Genomic DNA, 16,890 nt, shown 5'->3' on the forward strand with positions numbered 1-16,890 from the left:
GGACGGGCCGCGGCGGTCCTCGGCCTCGTCCGCCGGGTGCGTGGCCGAGGACGTGACTCCGCAGCCGGTCGCCGCCCCGGCCGGCCCCGCCCCGGCACGATGATCGGGCTGCCCCCGGTGGGGCGGGCTGGAAGAGTGGCGTCATGACCACCATCAGGCTCGTCCAGGGCGATATCACGCGAGAGAGCGCCGACGCGATCGTCAACGCCGCGAACTCCTCACTCCTCGGTGGGGGAGGAGTCGACGGTGCCATCCACCGCCGCGGCGGCCCCACGATCCTGGCGGACTGCCGCAAGCTGCGAGCCGGTCACTACGGCAAGGGGCTGCCCACCGGAAAGGCGGTCGCCACCACCGCGGGCGAACTCGACGCGCGCTGGGTGATCCACACCGTCGGCCCCCGTTACAGCCGCGATGAGGACCGCTCGGAGCTGCTGACCTCCTGCTACCGCGAGTCCCTGCGCGTCGCCGACGAACTGGGCGCCCGCACCGTCGCCTTCCCGGCGGTGTCCGCCGGCATCTACGGCTGGCCGATCGACGACGCCGCCCGGATCGCGGTGCGGACCGTACGGGAGACGAGGACCGCGGTCGAGGAGGTCCGGTTCGTGCTGTTCGACGAGACGGCGTACCGGGCGTTCGCGGAGCAGATCGCCTGACGGCCGGAGCCCTTACCCTGACGGCCGAACGCCTCCGAGAGCCGCAATCCGGGGAGCGTGCGGGGAAAGTGCCTGTTCAGGGGCGTGGTGGCGCGGTGAGCGGCCGGCTGCGGGGCTCGCGACCGGTTGCGGGGCACCCGCGGGGTTCTCACGGTGGGCCCAACGAAGCACTTCGAAAGGACCCCCGCATGCGCCCCCTCGTCCCCCGCGGCCTCCTCCTGCCGTCCCTGGTCTGTGCCGCGCTGATCCTCGGCCCGGTCGGCACCGCGGCCGCCGCCGTCGACGCGGGCCGCGGCGCGCCGGACCACGCGGTGACGCAGCCGGTCACCTGGCACGGCACCGAAGACGCGGACGCCTTGACGGACCGCCTCGACGCGGTGGACCGGGCCGAGCACGGCAGCGTCCTGCAGCCCCTCCTGGACGCCGTCGCCGGCATCACCGCCCTGGACGGCACCCACCTCGACGCGAGCGAGGCGGCCGCCCACGCCAAGGCCGTGGAGGCGGCGAACACCGAGGTCCGGGAGCAACTGCGGCAGCTGACCGGCACGGAGAGGTCCGCGGCGGCGGCCGACCCGGTCTCCGACCTGCTGGCCTCGCTCCAGTCCACGGTCGACGACCTGCTCTCGTCGCTGACCTCACTGGATGTCGGCGGTGTGCTGGGCGCGGTCACCGGTCTGCTGGGCACCGTGCTCGGAGCCGTCACGGGACTCCTCGGCGGCGGACTGCCCTCCTTGCCGGCCACCGGCTGACACACCGGCACGACGGGACCACGGCCCCGCACCACCACGGCCCGCACCACCACGGCACCCCCGCGTGAACACACGCGGGGGTGCCGCATGTCGTCATGTCCCCATGACCCCACAAGTTCCGACAGGGTCATTGCCTCGGAAGTCTTCGGGATCTAGGTTGAGTCGCATCCTGTGCCTCAAAGTCCCCAATAGCGCACAGGAATTGACGCTCCCTCAGTACGTACACCGCACTGTCGTCCCGAGGAAGGTTCCCTCGATGTCCCACCCGTACCTGCCTGCCCCCATCAGCCGCAGGCGTCTGCTGGAGTCGGGGGCGGCCGTCCTCGGCGCCCTCGCCCTCTCCTCCGGCCCCCTGGCCGGCCGCGGCCACGCGGCGGAGGGCGCCCCGGAGTGGAACGGCGCCATCGACCTCTTCCGGGTGGGCACCGAGCCCCCGCACACCACCCTCATGCCGTACGCCGACACCGGCCAGGCGCTCGCCGCCGACCGCACCCGCTCCCCGTACCGCCTGAGCCTCGACGGCAAGTGGAAGTTCGCCTACGCCGACCGCCCCGACGAGCGCGACACCGACTTCTACCGCACCGACGTGGACGACAAGGACTGGGACACGATTCCCGTGCCGTCCGTTTGGCAGGTGCATGGCTACGACTTCCCGATCTACGTCAACATCACCTACCCGTGGTGGGGCCCCAACGGCCTCGGCGAGGAGGCGCAGCCGCCCGCCGCCCCGACCCGCTACAACCCCGTCGGGCAGTACCGGCGCACCTTCACCGTCCCGGGGAACTGGTCGGGCCGGCGGACCTTCCTGCACTTCGAGGGCGTCAAGTCGGCCCACTACGTGTGGATCAACGGTGAACTCGTCGGCTACCACGAGGACTCGTACACCCCCGCCGAGTACGACATCACCCCGCACCTCAAGCCGGGCACCAACCAGATAGCCGTCGAGGTCTACCGCTACTCCGACGGGGACTGGCTGGAGGACCAGGACATGATCCGGCTGAGCGGCATCTTCCGCTCGGTCTACCTGTACTCCACCCCGGCCGTGCACCTGCGCGACTTCAAGCTGGACACCCCGCTCGGCGACGACTACACCTCCGCCCGGCTCTCCGTCACCGCGAGCGTGCGCGACTACGGCGGCGGCAACGCGGGCAGCTACACGGTCGAGACCCAGCTCTACGACTCGGGCGGGCACGCCGTCTGGTCGCGCCCGCTCCAGCAGGCCGTCGCGCTCGACGCCGGCGACGAGACGACCGTACAGGCCGCCAAAGCCGTGCCCGCGCCCAGGCTGTGGTCGGCCGAGCACCCGAATCTGTACACCGCCGTCCTGCGGCTGCGCGATCCCGCAGGCAAGGTGATCGAGACGCTCTCGCACCGCGTCGGACTGCGTGAATTCGCGCTCAAGGACGGGCTGATGCGCATCAACGGCAAGCCCGTCTCCTTCCGCGGCACCAACCGCCACGAGATGCACCCGGACCGCGGCACCGCGCTCACCCGCGCGGACCTCGTGAAGGACATCACGATCATCAAGCAGCTGAACATCAACTCGGTCCGCACCTCGCACTACCCCAACAACCCGCTCTGGCTCGAACTCGCCGACGAGTACGGGCTGTACCTGGTCGACGAGACCAACCTGGAGACCCACGGGATCCGCGGCGAGTACCCCGGCAACCATCCCGACTGGAGCGCGGCCTGCGTGGCCCGCGCGCAGAACATGGTCCACCGCGACAAGAACCACGCCTCGGTGGTGATCTGGTCGCTGGGCAACGAGGCGGGCGGCGGCAGCACCTTCGTGAACATGCGCGACTGGATCAAGTCGTACGACACCACCCGCGTCGTCCAGTACGAGGGCGACGACCGGCCGACCATCAGCGACATCCGCTCGGAGATGTACGACAGCCCCGCACGGGTCGAGCAGCATGCCAGGAACACCGCCGACACCCGGCCGTACGTGATGATCGAGTACTGCCACGCGATGGGCAACTCCAACGGCAACTTCAAGAAGTACTGGGACATCGTCCGCCGCTACCCCGTCCTCCAGGGCGGCTGGATCTGGGACTTCGTCGACCAGTCCCTCAGCGAGCCCGTCCCCGTACGCCAGTTGCTGACCGAGAGCGGGCCCGGCGCCCTGACGGGCGAAGTGCTGCCCGCGAGCGCCAGGTTCGACCGCGACAAGGGCGTCTCCGGTGGCACGGTCTTCGCCCGCGACCCCCGCCTCGACCTCACCGGCTCGCTGACCCTGGAGGCGTGGTTCACCCCGAAGGTGACGGGCAGTCACCAGCCCGTCGTGGCCAAGGGAGACACCCACTACGCCCTCAAACAGTCCGGGAAGACACTGGAGTTCTTCATCTACGGCGGCGGCCAGTGGATCACCGCCACCTGGGCGCTGCCGGACGACTGGACGGGCCGCGAACACCACGTCGCCGGAGTCTTCGACGCCGCCGCCGGCACGCTGACCCTCCATGTGGACGGCCAGGTCAGGGCCACCCGCACCACCACCCAGAAGCCCAGCAGCAACACCGCGCCGCTCGCGCTGGCCGTCGATGTCGACAACCCCACACGGGAGTTCAGCGGCACGATCAGGAAGGCACGCGTCTACGCCCGTGCCCTGAGCGCCGCCGAACTGGCCTCCGACGGCCGGGGGCCCGGTGACGAGGGCGTGCGGCTCTGGTTCGACGCGGCGACGGTGGGGCTCACCGAGAAGCGGCCCGCCCAGAAGACCTTCTTCGCGTTCGGCGGCGACTGGGGCGACAACCCCAACGACGGGGCCTTCGTCGCGGACGGCATCGTCACCGCCGACCGGGGCCACACCGGCAAGGCCGCGGAGGTCAAGCGGATCTACCAGGCGGTCCAGGCGGCCTGGGCGTCGGGCGGGCCGGCGGTGACCCTGACGAATGAGCACCTCTTCACCAACCTGCGCGAGTTCGACGGCAGTTGGACCCTCAGCGCTGACGGCAAGGTGGTGCAGCGCGGGAAGCTGACACGGGACCAGCTGAACGTGGCCCCGCTGTCGAGCAAGGACATCACCGTCCCGTACAAGCTCCCGAGCACCCCCGCGCCCGGCACGGAGTACTTCCTCCGGCTCTCCTTCACCACCAAGGAGTCCACGCCCTGGGCCCGCGCCGGCTTCGAGGTGGCCGCTCAGCAGCTCGCCGTGAACGCGAACAGCCCGGCGGTGACGCCGGTGCCGCTCGCCAAGGTCCCGGCGCTCACGTACAAGGACGCCTCCGGCCAAGTCGCCGTCACCGGCAAGGACTTCTCCGTCACCGTCGACAAGGGCACCGGGACCATCACGTCGTACAGGGCCCACGGCACCCGTCTGCTCACCGCCGGTCCCGTGCCCAACTTCTGGCGGGCGCCCACCGACAACGACCACGGCAACGGACAGCACACCCGCAACCAGACCTGGCGCGACGCGGGCGCCCTCCGCAAGGTCACCGACGTCAGTGTGCGGGCACTGGCGGACCGGGCCGTCGAGATCAAGGTGAGCGGCACCCTGCCGACGACCACCGAGTCGACGTACACCACGACCTACACGGTCTTCGGCAACGGCGAGATCAAGGTCGACAACACCCTGCACCCCGGGGCGAGTTCACTGCCGTACATCCCGGAGGTCGGCACGATCCTGTTCCTGCCGCGCCGCCTGGACCGGCTGCACTACTACGGCCGCGGCCCCGAGGAGAACCACTGGGACCGCAACGACGGTACGGACGTGGGCCTTTGGTCCGGGACCGTCGCCGAGCAGTGGACCCCCTACATCCGGCCGCAGGAGAACGGCAACAAGACCGACGTCCGCTGGGCCGCGCTGACCGGCCGGGACGGCGTGGGACTGCTCGTCAGCGGTGAGCCGCTCCTGGAGGTCAACGCCTCGCACTTCACCCCGGAGGACCTGTCCAACGGAGTGCGCCACGACTACCAGCTCACCCCGCGCGACGCGGTCGTCCTCAGAGTGAACCACCGCCAGATGGGAGTCGGCGGCGACAACAGCTGGGGCGCCCACACCCACGACGAGTACAAGCTGTTCGCGAACCGGGACTACGCGTACACGTATCGGCTGCGCCCGCTGACGGACGTGGCCAGGGCGACGGCGACCTCGCGGCGGCCCACGGCCTCCGCCTAGCGCACCGCGTGGGTGAGGCGGCCCCGGACACCCGGGAACGCCTCACCCAGGTCGGCGAGACAGGCCCACAGCAACCACCGGGCCGCACGCCAGGAGGAGCGCCAGCACCCCGTACCCGTACGTCAGGGTCGCGGCCGCGGCCACCCCGGCGACCAGCAACGGGCCACCGGCGTCCCCCAGTTCGCGTCCCAGCTCGGCCGCCCCCATCGTCCGGCCCAGCCGTTCCGGTGGAGTCGAGGCCGCGAGCGCGGCGAAACCCAGGGGTGTGATCAGTCCCGTCCCGACCCCGATCAGCGCGGCCCCCAGCAGCACGCCCGCGAGACCCGGCAGCATCGCGCAGCCCAGACCGGCCGCCGCCACCAGCGACCCGGCGCTCAGCCCACCTCGTACCGTGAGCTGCCCCGCATCCAACGCCCGCCCGGCGCGCGGCTGCACGACCGCCGCGCAGCCCGCGAGCACCGACACCGCGGCACCCGTCGCCACCGTGCCGAGCCCCGCCGCCGCGCCCGAGACGGGCAGGAAACCCACCCCCACCGAGAGCGCGGCCGTCGCCCCGGCGAGCGCGGACGTCGGGATCAGGAACACCGGGTCGGTCAGTTGCCGCGCCAGGTCCAGGACGGTCTGCCGGGCCCGGGGCAGGGGCGGTACGACGGGTACGGCGATCAGCGCCCACACCGCCACGGCCGCGCCCAGCACCGCCAGCACCGTGAACAGCAGCCGCAGCCCGCCCGCCCACACCAGGACGCCGCCGAGCAGCGGGCCCAGGGTGTAGCCGACGGACTTGTGGAAGCCGTAACTCCCGAAGGCCCGCCCGTGCTTGGCGGCCGGATTCAGCCGGGCCACCAGCGCGGACGCGGCGGGGGAGAAGGCGGCGGCCGCCGACCCCTGCCCGAGCCGTGCCGCCCACAGCCACCCCGGGCTGTCGGCGAGGGCGTAGAGCGCGGACGCGACGGCGAAGGCCACCAGTCCGCCCAGGAGCACGGGGCGTGCCCCGATCCGGTCGGCGATCGTGCCGAACAGCGGCTTGAGCAGGACCTCGGCACCGTCGTAGAGGGCGAGCAGACCGCCCAGCACGAGCAGTGAGGTGACCGCGTCCTCCGAGTCCGCGCCGAGGTTCGCGGCGATGCCGTGGGCGCCGAAGGCGGTGGTGAAACCGGCCGCGTACAGCGGCCACATCACCCGCCGGGGCGGCTCACTCGGTGGTGTCACTGAGCCCGAGCCGCAGGTGTTCCACGTGGTACACGGCCTGGTCGAGCAGCTCGGCGACATGGTGGTCGTGCAGGGCGTACACCACCGACCGGCCCCGGCGCTCGCCCACGACCAGGCCCAGGTTGCGCAGCAGGCGCAGCTGGTGCGAGCACGCCGACTGCTCCATGCCCACCTCCGCGGCCAACTCGGTGGCCGGCAGCGGTCCTTCGCGCAGCCGGGCGAGGATCAGCAGGCGGGAGGGGGTGGAGAGGGCCTGGAGGGTGGTGGCGACCTTGGCCACGTTGGCCGCGTCCAGGCGTACGCGCTCGGCGGTTTCCTGCGCGGTGGTGACGGCTCCATGACCCATGGGCGGTATCTTACCCGTCGCACATGAACAGATGAATGAGTCTTCATGTGTTCCTGTATGGTGCTCGGGTGTCCACGACTCTCACCCCGGCCCGTGTCCCCTCGCCCCCTCGCCCGGCACCGCGCCGCACCCGGGTGCTCGCCCTCCCCGAGGCCCGCTGGGCGCTGGCGTCGACCGCCGCGTTCCTGTTCGGTCTCGCACTGGACCTCGGCGGCCTGCCGTGGTGGGCGTACGGCCCGCTGTACGCGCTCGCCTATGCCACCGGCGGCTGGGAACCGGCCCTCGAAGGGCTCCGGGCGCTGCGCGGGAGGACCCTCGACGTCGACCTGCTGATGATCGTCGCGGCGCTCGGCGCGGCCGCGATCGGCCAGGTCCTGGACGGCGCCCTGCTGATCGTCATCTTCGCCACGTCCGGCGCCCTGGAGGCCCTGGCCACCGCCCGCACCGCCGACTCGGTACGCGGCCTGCTCGACCTCGCGCCCGCGCTGGCGACCCGGGTGACCGAGAGCGGCGAGGAGACGGTCCCGGCGGGTGAACTCGCCGTGGGTGACGTCCTGTTGATCCGGCCCGGCGAGCGCATCGGCGCCGACGGGCGGGTCCTGGACGGCGCGAGCGAGGCCGACCAGGCGACCATCACCGGCGAACCCCTCCCGGTCGCCAAGGGTCCCGGCGACGAGGTCTTCGCCGGCACGCTCAACGGCACCGGCGCGCTGCGTGTCCGCGTCGTGCGCGACCCCGCCGACTCCGTGATCGCCCGCATCGTGACCCTGGTCGAGGAGGCATCCCGGACCAAGGCGCCCACGCAGCTCTTCATCGAGAGGATCGAGCAGCGGTACGCGGTGGGGATCGTGGTCGCCACGCTCGCCGTGTTCGGTGTGCCGCTGGTGTTCGGCGCCGGCCTCACCGACGCGTTGCTGCGTGCGATGACCTTCATGATCGTCGCCTCGCCGTGCGCGGTCGTCCTCGCGACCATGCCGCCCCTGCTGTCCGCCATCGCCAACGCCGGGCGGCACGGAGTCCTGGTGAAGTCGGCGGTCGCGATGGAGCGGCTCGGCGAGGTGGACGCCGTGGCCCTCGACAAGACGGGCACCCTGACGGAGGGGAGGCCCGAGGTGACGGCGGTACGACCGTTTCCGGGGGCGGAGCTCGACGAGGACGAGCTGCTCGCCCTGGCGGCCGCCGCCGAGTACCCCAGCGAGCATCCGCTGGCGCGGGCGATCGTGACGTCGGCGCGGGCGAGGGGACTCCGGATCGCGCCCGCGACGGACTTCGTGGCGACGCCGGGACGCGGGGTGGTCGCACGGATCGAGGGACGGATCGTCGGCGTCACCCGGGCGCAGGACTCGGGGCCCGGGCCGGACCGGGCGGATCCGGGCGGTCGTACAGGAGAGGCCTACGCCCGCCGGCAGGACACCTCGGGCGCCACCGTCGTCCTCGTCACCCTCGACGGCATCCCCGCGGGCACCCTCGCCCTCACCGACCGGCTCCGCCCCGGGGCCAGTGCCGCCACCGGCGCGCTCGCCGCGCTGACCGGCACCGCACCCGTCCTGCTCACCGGCGACAACGCGCGGGCCGCCGCCCGGGTCGCGGAGGCCACCGGCCTGGTGGACGTCCGGGCGGACCTGCTGCCCGAGGGCAAGGTGGACGCCGTGCGGGAGCTGCAGGACGCCGGGCGCAGGGTGCTGTTCGTCGGGGACGGGGTCAACGACGCGCCCGCGCTCGCCGCCGCCCACTCCGGCATCGCGATGGGCCGTGCGGGCTCCGACCTCGCGCTGGAGACGGCGGACGCCGTCGTCGTACGGGACGAGCTCGCGACGGTTCCGGCGGTCGTACGGCTGTCCCGGACCGCCCGCCGACTGGTCCTGCAGAACCTGGTGATCGCGGGCGCCTTCATCACCGGACTCGTCCTGTGGGACCTCCTCGGCCACCTCCCGCTGCCGCTCGGTGTCGCCGGGCACGAGGGATCCACGGTCCTCGTCGGCCTCAACGGACTGCGGCTGCTGCGCGAGTCCGCGTGGCGACCGGGCGAGCTCCAGGTCCAGGGCACACGAGGTTGATGTCGGATTCTCGCCAGCCCGGGCCCGGCGGGTGGCCGATGCTGGACGCATGCAGACGGGGATGTACACCGAGACCGAGCGCTGTGTGCGCGCCGTGCAGTCGAAGGACGCGCGGTTCGACGGCTGGTTCTTCACGGCCGTCCTGACGACCCGCATCTACTGCCGTCCGAGCTGTCCCGCCGTACCGCCCAAGCCCGCGAACATGACCTTCTACCCGAGCGCGGCTGCCTGCCAGCAGGCGGGCTTCCGCGCCTGCAAGCGGTGCCGGCCCGACACCAGCCCCGGCTCGCCCGAGTGGAACCAGCGAGCCGACCTCGTGGCCCGCGCGATGCGGCTGATCGCCGACGGAGTCGTCGACCGCGAGGGCGTGCCCGGCCTCGCCACCCGGCTCGGCTACAGCACCCGGCAGATCGAACGCCAGCTGCTCGCCGAACTCGGCGCGGGCCCCCTCGCCCTCGCCCGGGCCCAGCGCGCCCAGACGGCGAGGATCCTGATCGAGACGACCGCACTGCCGATGGCGGACATCGCCTTCGCGGCCGGTTTCTCCGCGATCCGTACCTTCAACGACACCGTGCGCGAGGTCTTCGCGCTCTCGCCGAGCGATCTGCGCACGCGCGCCGCGAAGAAGTCCGCACGGGACACACCGGGCACGCCGGACACCCCCGGCTTCCTCTCCCTGCGCCTGCCGTTCCGCGCCCCCCTCAACCCCGACAACCTCTTCGGCCACCTCGCGGCCACCGCCGTGCCGGGCGTGGAGGAGTGGCGGGACGGCGCGTACCGGCGCACGCTGCGGCTGCCGTACGGACACGGCGTCGTGGCTCTCGCACCGCAGCCCGACCACATCGCCTGCCGGCTGATGCTCAGCGATCTGCGGGACCTGACCGTGGCCATCAGCCGCTGCCGCCGGATGCTCGACCTGGACGCCGATCCGGTCGCGATCGACGACCAGCTGCGCACGGACCCGCTCCTGGCCCCCCTGGTGGACAAGGCGCCCGGCCGACGCGTCCCGCGCACGGTCGACGAGGCGGAGTTCGCCGTACGGGCGGTGCTGGGCCAGCAGGTCTCCACGGCGGCGGCCCGCACCCACGCGGCGCGCCTGGTCGCGGCCCACGGCGAACCGGTCGACGACCCCGAGGGCGGCCTGACGCACCTCTTCCCGTCCCCCGGGGCCCTGGCCGCGGTGGACCCCGCCTCGCTCGCGATGCCCCGCACCCGCCGTGCGACCTTCACCTCCCTGGTCGGCCAACTGGCAGACGAAACACTCCAGTTGGGTGTGGGGACCGACTGGGCGGAGACCCGGGCCCGGCTCCTCGGACTCCCCGGCTTCGGCCCCTGGACGGTCGACGTCATCGCCATGCGCGCCCTGGGCGACCCGGACGCCTTCCTCCCGACCGACCTCGGAATCCGCCGTGCCGCCCAGGAGTTGGGCCTGCCCTCGACCCCGGCCGCGCTGACGGCCCGTGCGGCGGCCTGGCGGCCCTGGCGGGCGTACGCGGTCCAGTACCTGTGGGCGACCGACAGTCACCCGATCAACTTCCTTCCCGTCTGAGGACGTTCCGTGAAACAGCACACCGTGATCGACAGTCCCTACGGCCCCCTGACCCTCGTCGCCGACGACGGCGTCCTGTGCGGCCTCTACATGACAGACCAGCGCCACCGTCCGCCGCAGGAGACCTTCGGGGAACCCGACGACGGATGGTCCAAGGAGGCAGAGGACCAGCTCAAGGCGTACTTCGAGGGCGAGTTGCAGGAGTTCACGCTGGAACTGCGCCTGCACGGAACCCCGTTCCAGCGCACGGTCTGGGAACAGCTGCGCCGCATCCCGCACGGCGAGACCCGCACCTACGGCCAACTCGCCGACGCCCTCGGCAACCCCGGCGCCTCCCGCGCGGTCGGCCTCGCCAACGGCAAGAACCCGATCGGCATCATCGTCCCCTGCCACCGCGTGGTCGGTGCGGACGGCAGCCTCACGGGCTACGGCGGCGGACTGGAACGCAAGCAGCGGCTGCTGGACTTCGAGCGGGGGGCGGCCCTGTTCTGAAGGCGCCCAGAGCAGGGAGTACGCCTCGGCACTCCCTGCTTCGCGGTGTATTATGGGGATGAATGGCATGTTATGCGCGGTTTGTGAATGAACCGCCACGGATAAATTGATTCCTCCGTCCACTCCCCACGGGGGTGGGATCATGGCGAGTCATCCAGACCGCTCCGGTCCCCAGCTCACTTTCATCCATCCATCGCATCTGTACGGATCTCCTCTCCGCCTGTCCGCCGCGAGGTCGGTCCTCGGTCGGGATCCCGGCTGTGACATTCGGATAGACGATCCCTATGTGAGCGGCAGGCACGCCGTCCTGAGCCGTTCGGGAGCGAACGTGGTCCTGGAAGACCTCGGTTCCGCCAACGGCACTTCGGTCAACGATCGTCCCCTCGCCGCCCCGCAGGCGCTGCACGACGGTGATGTGCTCACCTTGGGCAGCGTGAGCATCCGCTACGAATGGCCCGGCGATGCCACGCGAGAGCATGAGGCCGCACCGGGCACCGTCGTGATGCCGGCGGTGGGCGGTGCCCCGCGATTCGATGTGGGTCAGCAGTACGGAGCCAACATCAACAACGTGGGTGGGCATCAGTATGTCGATCAAAGGCAGGAGAGCTTTCTCCGGCAGATCGCGGCAGCTCGCACCAGAGCCCGAAGAGTCATTCTGTTCGGTTTCGTGCTCTTCCTCGCCGGATTCGCTGTCTTCGCCTATGGGATTCTGCGATTCATGGGCCGTATCGGGGATCCGGTATCCGAGGATCCCAATGAATGGCCCGACCCGGGAGAAATGTTCGGCACGGAGATCGGTGGCTTTCCGGTGTTCCTCCTCGGGTGGGCGGCCGCCGGCGTCGGCACGGTCCTGATGACGGCCGGGCTGGTGATGCACGTCATCGCCGCATCCCGGCAACGCTCGTTCGACGCGGCCGTGCGCCGCCAGTGACTCAGCCACCAGTGACTCATGCGAGGGGACATACGGTGAGCTTCAATATCGGCAGCCAACAGGGCAACATCAACAACGTCGCCGGTGACCAGACCATCCACGGTGGTCAGCACGGACAATTCGCGACGGCCACGGACCCGCGGGCCATGCTCGGTCTGCTGCGTACGGAACTCGACCGCCTGGACCTCCCGCCCGATGTCGCACGCCAGGTGAACACCGAAGTCGCGTCCCTCGACGCCGAACTCGCTTCCCCGTCCCCGGATCGCACCACCATGGCCGAGCGTCTGGTGCGGATCACCAGGCTGGTGACCGCCGCGGGTGCGGCCGTCACCGCCGGCGGGACCCTCGCGGGAGCCCTGTCCTCCCTGGCGGCCTGGCTGGGGCCGATCGGTGACTCCGTCCTCCGGGCCATCGGGTAGTTCCCTCGGCGTGGGCCGCAGGATCCGACCGCACGCTCGCCGCCGGTTCGGCGGCATCGATCACGACTCCCCGAACGACCCGATCCTGTGCATGAGTTCGGGCAGCGCCGTCCCGATCGGTTCCCGGATCACCTCGTCGGCGAGGTCGTCGTACGGTGTCGGCTCGGCGTTGACGATGACGAGCCGGGCGCCGTGGTCGGCGGCGACGCCCGCGAGGCCCGCGGCGGGCTGGACCTGGAGGCTGGTGCCGACGGCGATGAACACCTGGCACGCCTTGGTGATGGCGACGGCCTCGCCCAGGACGACCGGGTCCAGGCGCTCACCGAACATCACGGTCGCCGACTTCAGGATGCCCCCGCAGGTCAGGCAGGGCGGGTCCGCCTCGCCGGCGTCGAGCCGGGCGAGCGCGTCCTCCATCGGGCCGCGGGCGTGGCACTTCGTGCAGACCACCTGCCGTGCCGTGCCGTGCAGTTCGAGGACCTTGCGGGCGGGCATCCCGGCGAGCTGGTGCAGGCCGTCCACGTTCTGCGTGATCACCCGCACCGGCACGCCGGACTTCTCCAGCTCGGCCACGGCCCGGTGCGCGGTGTTCGGCTCCGCGTGCAGGGCGCGGTTCGCGCGCCGCATCTGCCACGAGCGGCGGCGGATCTCCGGATCGCCCATGTAGTAGTCGTACGTCACGAGCTTCTCGGCCTCGGGGTCCTTGCGCCACAGCCCGTTCGGACCACGGTAGTCGGGGATCCCGGAGTCGGTGGAGACACCGGCGCCGCTGAGGAGCGCGACGAGGGGCTTGGTCATGGTGCCGAGGGTAGGGCGGGTGATCCCGGCGAGGCGAGTGGATATCCCACCGCCCGGGCGCGAGCAGCCGTGAACACCGGCGGTGTGCGGATCAGCCCACCGGGCGCCCGTTCTCCAGCTCCACCGTCCCCGACCCGGCCGCCAGCACGTCCAGCGCGACCAGGACCCGGCGGGCGAGCCCGTCCGGCAGGTACTCGGCCAGCTCCTCGCGGGGCACGAGGCGCCACGACAGCAGCTCCTCCTCCTGGAGGCGGATCGACTTGAGGTCGTCCTCGGTCAGGACACCGCCGTCGTAGAGGTACGCCACCAGCGGTGGCCAGCTCGGCCGGTACACCCAGTCCACGGCGAGCAGCCGGCCGAGGTCGCGGTCGAGCCCGATCTCCTCCAGCGTCTCGCGACGCGCTCCCTGGCGCGGGGTCTCGCCCTCGTCGGACTCGATCGTGCCGCCCGGAAGTGCCCAGCCCTCACGGTAGTTGGGCTCGACGAGCAGTACTTTGCCCGAGGCGTCCCGGAAGAGAGCGGCGGCCCCGGCGAGGATCCGGGGCAGACCGGCGATGTATGTGGCGAAGTCAGGGGTGGTGGTCATCCTCGAAGGGTAACCAGCATCCGCGGCCGCCTGAGCCGGCTCAGCAGGTGGTCACGGGGCTCAGGGGGCGCCCTCACGCCTTCCGCACGCCCTGGCCCCGCTTCCGCACCGCCCTCACCGGGCTTCCGCGCGCCGCGGCCGGGCTTCTGCACCGCCCTCACCGGGCTTCCGCGCGCCGCGGCCTGGTTTCCGCACTGCCCTCACCGGGTCTCCGCGCGCCGCGGCCGGGCTTCCGCACTGCCCTCACCGGGCTTCCGCGCGCCGCGGCCCGGCTTCCGCACCGCCACGCCCCGGCTTCCCAGAGCCCCGGTCCGGTCCGGCCGCCTCAGGCCTCCGCCTCCGCCCCCCCGGCCAACCGCAGTGTCCGCTTCGTCAGTTCGCTGATGTGCACCCCGTCGCAGCCGAACACCGCGCTGCGCACCCGGTCCTCCAGCGGTTCCTTCCCCTGGTCCGGGACCGCGTCCGCCCCGGTGAGCACGCCGGCCACCGAACCCGCGGTCGCGCGTTGGAGTCGGTGTCCAGACCGCCCCGGACGGTGAGCGTGATGGTGCGGGTGAAGTCGCCGTCGCCGTACGGCAGCCCGGCGGTCTCCTCCCCGACCGTCGTCAGCGTGTGCAGTTTTCCGTCGTACAGCAGCCTGCTCTTTGAGTGCAGCCCACGCGGAAGAGACCGTCACCAGTGAACGGCACCAGCCGTTCGAGCGCGTCGGTGTGGAACATGTTCGGGCTCTCCGTGGCCGTTGGTGGACCGCGCGCATCGTAAGGACGGAACGAAGGCCGGGGTACCCAGCATGAGATGGGCGAGCAGACAGTGTTTCTCGCGTGCCTGCTGCCCATCGTCTGCGAGGGCATCGGGGGTGTCCCTACCGGGGGAAGGGGCACCCACGCGTTGGACGGTTCCTACCCCAGCCGGGCGAAGTGGGACGTCAGGAGGTGGGAGTCGAGGAGGGCGACGTCGGCCGTACGGTCGGCGCGGGCGTAGCCGGCCAGCATGCGTTTGGTCAGGACGAGGGCTTCGTGTGAGCGTCGCAGCAGTGGCTTCGTCCATCTCTCGATGACGGCGTCCAGCTGGTCGAGGGGGGCTGTCTGGTGGAGGAGCCCGAGGCGGTGGGCCGTGGGCGCGTCGAACTGGTCGGAGGTGAGCATGAGTTCGCGGATCCTGGCGACGCCGGCTTCGGAGATCAAACGTCCCATGGCTCCGCCCCAGGCGGGCGGTAGGCCCACTCCGACCTCCGGCATGCGGAACCGACAGGTGTTTGCGCCTGCCCGCAGGTCGCAGTAGGCGGCGAGTGCGAGGCCGGCGCCGAGGACGCCGCCGTGGAGCCGTCCGATGGTGATGGCGTGGGTCGTCTCCAGGGCCTGGCACAGGCGGTGGGCCTTGTCGGCGATGCGCCGCAGGGTGGCGCCCGTCGGGTCTGTGGCGAGGGCGGCCGCGTATTCGCCGCGATCGGCTCCTGTGCAGAAGTCCTCGCCGAGAGACGACAGGACCAGCACCCGGACGTCGGGGGGCAGATCGTCGAGGAGATCGGTGAGGGCCTCCACGACGGCCATGCTCAGTGTGTCGTGGTGCTGGGAGGGATTGAGCCGTACGTGGAGCACGGCTCCCTCCTGCTCGACTCGTATGGACTCACGGGAGGCCGTGGCGGGGGGAGCGGGTGCTTCGTTCATGCGAGGGCGACATCCAGGTTCAGCAATCGCCTGAACGCCACTCTGGGTGCTCTCGCCGGTGGGCGCACGAGAGTGAGGCGGGGCAGGCGACTGATCAGTTGACGGAGCAGGGTCTGGGCCTCCAGCCGGGCCAGCGGGGCGCCGAGGCAGTAGTGGATGCCTCCGCTGAAGGCGAGATGGGCAGGTCTGCGGTGGGGGTCGAAACGTCCAGGACGGGGGTGCTTGGCCGGGTCCCGGTGGGCGGCGCCCACCATGAGGTGGACCATGTCGTCCTTGCGGATCCGGACGCCCTCCAGGAGGCAGTCGGTGGCGGAGACGCGGCTGATGACGTGCGTAGGAGGGTCATAGCGCAGCGCCTCCTCGACGAAGGCGGGCACGAGTTCGTCGGGATCTGCGGCGACCAGGTCCCAGTGGCCCGGGTTCTCGACCAGCTGGAGCGTCATCGTCGACAGCAGGGTGGAGGTGGTCTCCAAAGCTGCCAGCAGGACGAACAGAGCCAGGTAGTAGACCTCTTGGTCGGCCTTGTCCTGGTCGGGTTCGAGTGAGTCCCATGTGGTGATCCACCGTGACACGGGATCCTCGCCCAGGCGGGGGCGCCGGTCGCGCACCAAGTCCCGGAAGTATGCGCGCAGTTCTTCCATGGCGACGTCGGAGCGGGCCAGCTGACTTGCGGAGGGGAGCAGTTCCTGCGTAAAGACCTGTTCGTGGGTCAGTTCCCGCAGTCGGGGCCAGTCGGCGGCCGGCAGCTCGAGCCAGTTGCCGATGGTGGCGATCGGCAGTTCTTCGCTCACCAGGGCGGCGAAGTCTGCTTCTCCGTCACGCAGCCGGTCGGCAAGGGCGTCGAGGAGATGGTCGGTGGCCTGGGTGACGGTCCGGCCCAGCCGCTCGAATGTCCCGCGGTCGAAGGCGACGCCGGCCGCCCGGCGGGCCCGGGTGTGGTCCGGTGGGTTGAGGGCCGGCAGCGTGCTGCCGATCTCACGCGCCGAAGGGGCGCTCCAGCGGGTGCGGGGTCCCTGACGCTCCCGCCAGGGTTTGTCCGGCTCCAGCCATGCCCTGTTGCGCAGTATGTGGTCGCACAGGTCGTAGCTGGTCACGAGGTATCCGCCCCAGGGCGCGGGAATGATCGCGCCCTGGGAGCGGAGCTCCTTGTAGATCGGGAAGGGATTGTCCTGGCCTCGTGCCGTCCGTAGACGGGAGATGAGGGAAACTGCGGTCCGGCGGTCGAACGACGGCGTCGTGACGCTTCCCACGATGACGGCCCCTTTCTGAGCACAGCCGCCATACGTACCCGCCGGGTGATTGAAGCATCCAATAACA

The 16,890-nt window shown here is 71.4% G+C and carries 14 protein-coding genes and 1 pseudogene; 8 read left to right on the forward strand and 7 right to left on the reverse strand.

From position 1 onward, the window contains the following. The first annotated feature begins 143 nt into the window (after positions 1 to 143). The 3 genes from IOD14_RS12720 (at position 144) to IOD14_RS12730 (ending at position 5,519) form a co-directional block, all read left to right on the forward strand. A complete protein-coding gene (locus IOD14_RS12720) occupies positions 144 to 653 on the forward strand; it encodes an O-acetyl-ADP-ribose deacetylase (RefSeq protein ID WP_123994453.1) in 510 nt (169 codons plus the stop codon). A gap of 188 nt (positions 654 to 841) precedes the next feature. Continuing rightward, entirely contained in the window at positions 842 to 1,402 is a 561-nt protein-coding gene (locus tag IOD14_RS12725; protein ID WP_123994452.1) for a hypothetical protein, read from the forward strand. A 256-nt stretch (positions 1,403 to 1,658) separates the two neighbouring features. Further along, positions 1,659 to 5,519: a glycoside hydrolase family 2 TIM barrel-domain containing protein gene (locus IOD14_RS12730; protein WP_212670285.1), complete on the forward strand. Its 3,861-nt coding sequence runs from the start codon at positions 1,659 to 1,661 to the stop codon at positions 5,517 to 5,519. A 42-nt stretch (positions 5,520 to 5,561) separates the two neighbouring features. Here the strand turns inward: IOD14_RS12730 and IOD14_RS12735 are convergent, their stop codons facing one another. Next, the gene (locus IOD14_RS12735) at positions 5,562 to 6,695 is read right to left on the reverse strand and encodes an MFS transporter (protein WP_123994926.1); all 1,134 of its coding nucleotides are present in this window, start codon (positions 6,693 to 6,695) and stop codon (positions 5,562 to 5,564) included. A gap of 16 nt (positions 6,696 to 6,711) precedes the next feature. Continuing rightward, positions 6,712 to 7,074, reverse strand: a complete 363-nt coding sequence (locus IOD14_RS12740; RefSeq protein ID WP_123994450.1) for a metalloregulator ArsR/SmtB family transcription factor — start codon at positions 7,072 to 7,074, stop codon at positions 6,712 to 6,714. A gap of 35 nt (positions 7,075 to 7,109) precedes the next feature. Here IOD14_RS12740 and IOD14_RS12745 point away from each other — a divergent pair, with 35 nt between their 5' ends. The 5 genes from IOD14_RS12745 to IOD14_RS12765 all read left to right on the forward strand — a co-directional run bounded on the left by IOD14_RS12745 (position 7,110) and on the right by IOD14_RS12765 (position 12,522). Further along, a complete protein-coding gene (locus IOD14_RS12745; protein WP_212670286.1) occupies positions 7,110 to 9,131 on the forward strand; it encodes a heavy metal translocating P-type ATPase in 2,022 nt (673 codons plus the stop codon). Positions 9,132 to 9,192: 61 nt separating this feature from the next. Continuing rightward, on the forward strand, positions 9,193 to 10,680 hold the full coding sequence (locus tag IOD14_RS12750) for an AlkA N-terminal domain-containing protein (RefSeq protein ID WP_212673261.1): 1,488 nt from the start codon (positions 9,193 to 9,195) through the stop codon (positions 10,678 to 10,680). A gap of 9 nt (positions 10,681 to 10,689) precedes the next feature. Further along, on the forward strand, positions 10,690 to 11,172 hold the full coding sequence (locus IOD14_RS12755; RefSeq protein WP_123994448.1) for a methylated-DNA--[protein]-cysteine S-methyltransferase: 483 nt from the start codon (positions 10,690 to 10,692) through the stop codon (positions 11,170 to 11,172). Between the two features lie 142 nt (positions 11,173 to 11,314). Next, positions 11,315 to 12,103: an FHA domain-containing protein gene (locus IOD14_RS12760; protein WP_123994447.1), complete on the forward strand. Its 789-nt coding sequence runs from the start codon at positions 11,315 to 11,317 to the stop codon at positions 12,101 to 12,103. 35 nt (positions 12,104 to 12,138) lie between these two features. Beyond that, entirely contained in the window at positions 12,139 to 12,522 is a 384-nt protein-coding gene (locus IOD14_RS12765) for a hypothetical protein (protein ID WP_123994446.1), read from the forward strand. Positions 12,523 to 12,582: 60 nt separating this feature from the next. Here the strand turns inward: IOD14_RS12765 and IOD14_RS12770 are convergent, their stop codons facing one another. From IOD14_RS12770 to IOD14_RS12790, 5 genes and pseudogenes are all read right to left on the reverse strand, one after another. After that, a complete protein-coding gene (locus IOD14_RS12770) occupies positions 12,583 to 13,320 on the reverse strand; it encodes a Sir2 family NAD-dependent protein deacetylase (RefSeq protein ID WP_212670287.1) in 738 nt (245 codons plus the stop codon). Positions 13,321 to 13,411: 91 nt separating this feature from the next. Beyond that, positions 13,412 to 13,906, reverse strand: a complete 495-nt coding sequence (locus IOD14_RS12775; RefSeq protein WP_123994444.1) for an NUDIX hydrolase — start codon at positions 13,904 to 13,906, stop codon at positions 13,412 to 13,414. Between the two features lie 325 nt (positions 13,907 to 14,231). Continuing rightward, a pseudogene (locus tag IOD14_RS12780) lies at positions 14,232 to 14,494 on the reverse strand (ADP-ribosylglycohydrolase family protein); the annotation flags it as partial. Between the two features lie 311 nt (positions 14,495 to 14,805). Further along, complete coding sequence (locus tag IOD14_RS12785; RefSeq protein ID WP_212670288.1) at positions 14,806 to 15,573, reverse strand: enoyl-CoA hydratase/isomerase family protein; 768 nt, start codon at positions 15,571 to 15,573, stop codon at positions 14,806 to 14,808. Further along, the gene (locus tag IOD14_RS12790; RefSeq protein ID WP_212670289.1) at positions 15,570 to 16,823 is read right to left on the reverse strand and encodes a cytochrome P450; all 1,254 of its coding nucleotides are present in this window, start codon (positions 16,821 to 16,823) and stop codon (positions 15,570 to 15,572) included. The genes IOD14_RS12785 and IOD14_RS12790 overlap by 4 nt, the downstream gene beginning before the upstream one ends. Positions 16,824 to 16,890: the final 67 nt, after the last annotated feature.

Origin of the sequence: Streptomyces sp. A2-16 (genome assembly GCF_018128905.1) — a bacterium.
Lineage (GTDB): Bacteria > Actinomycetota > Actinomycetes > Streptomycetales > Streptomycetaceae > Streptomyces.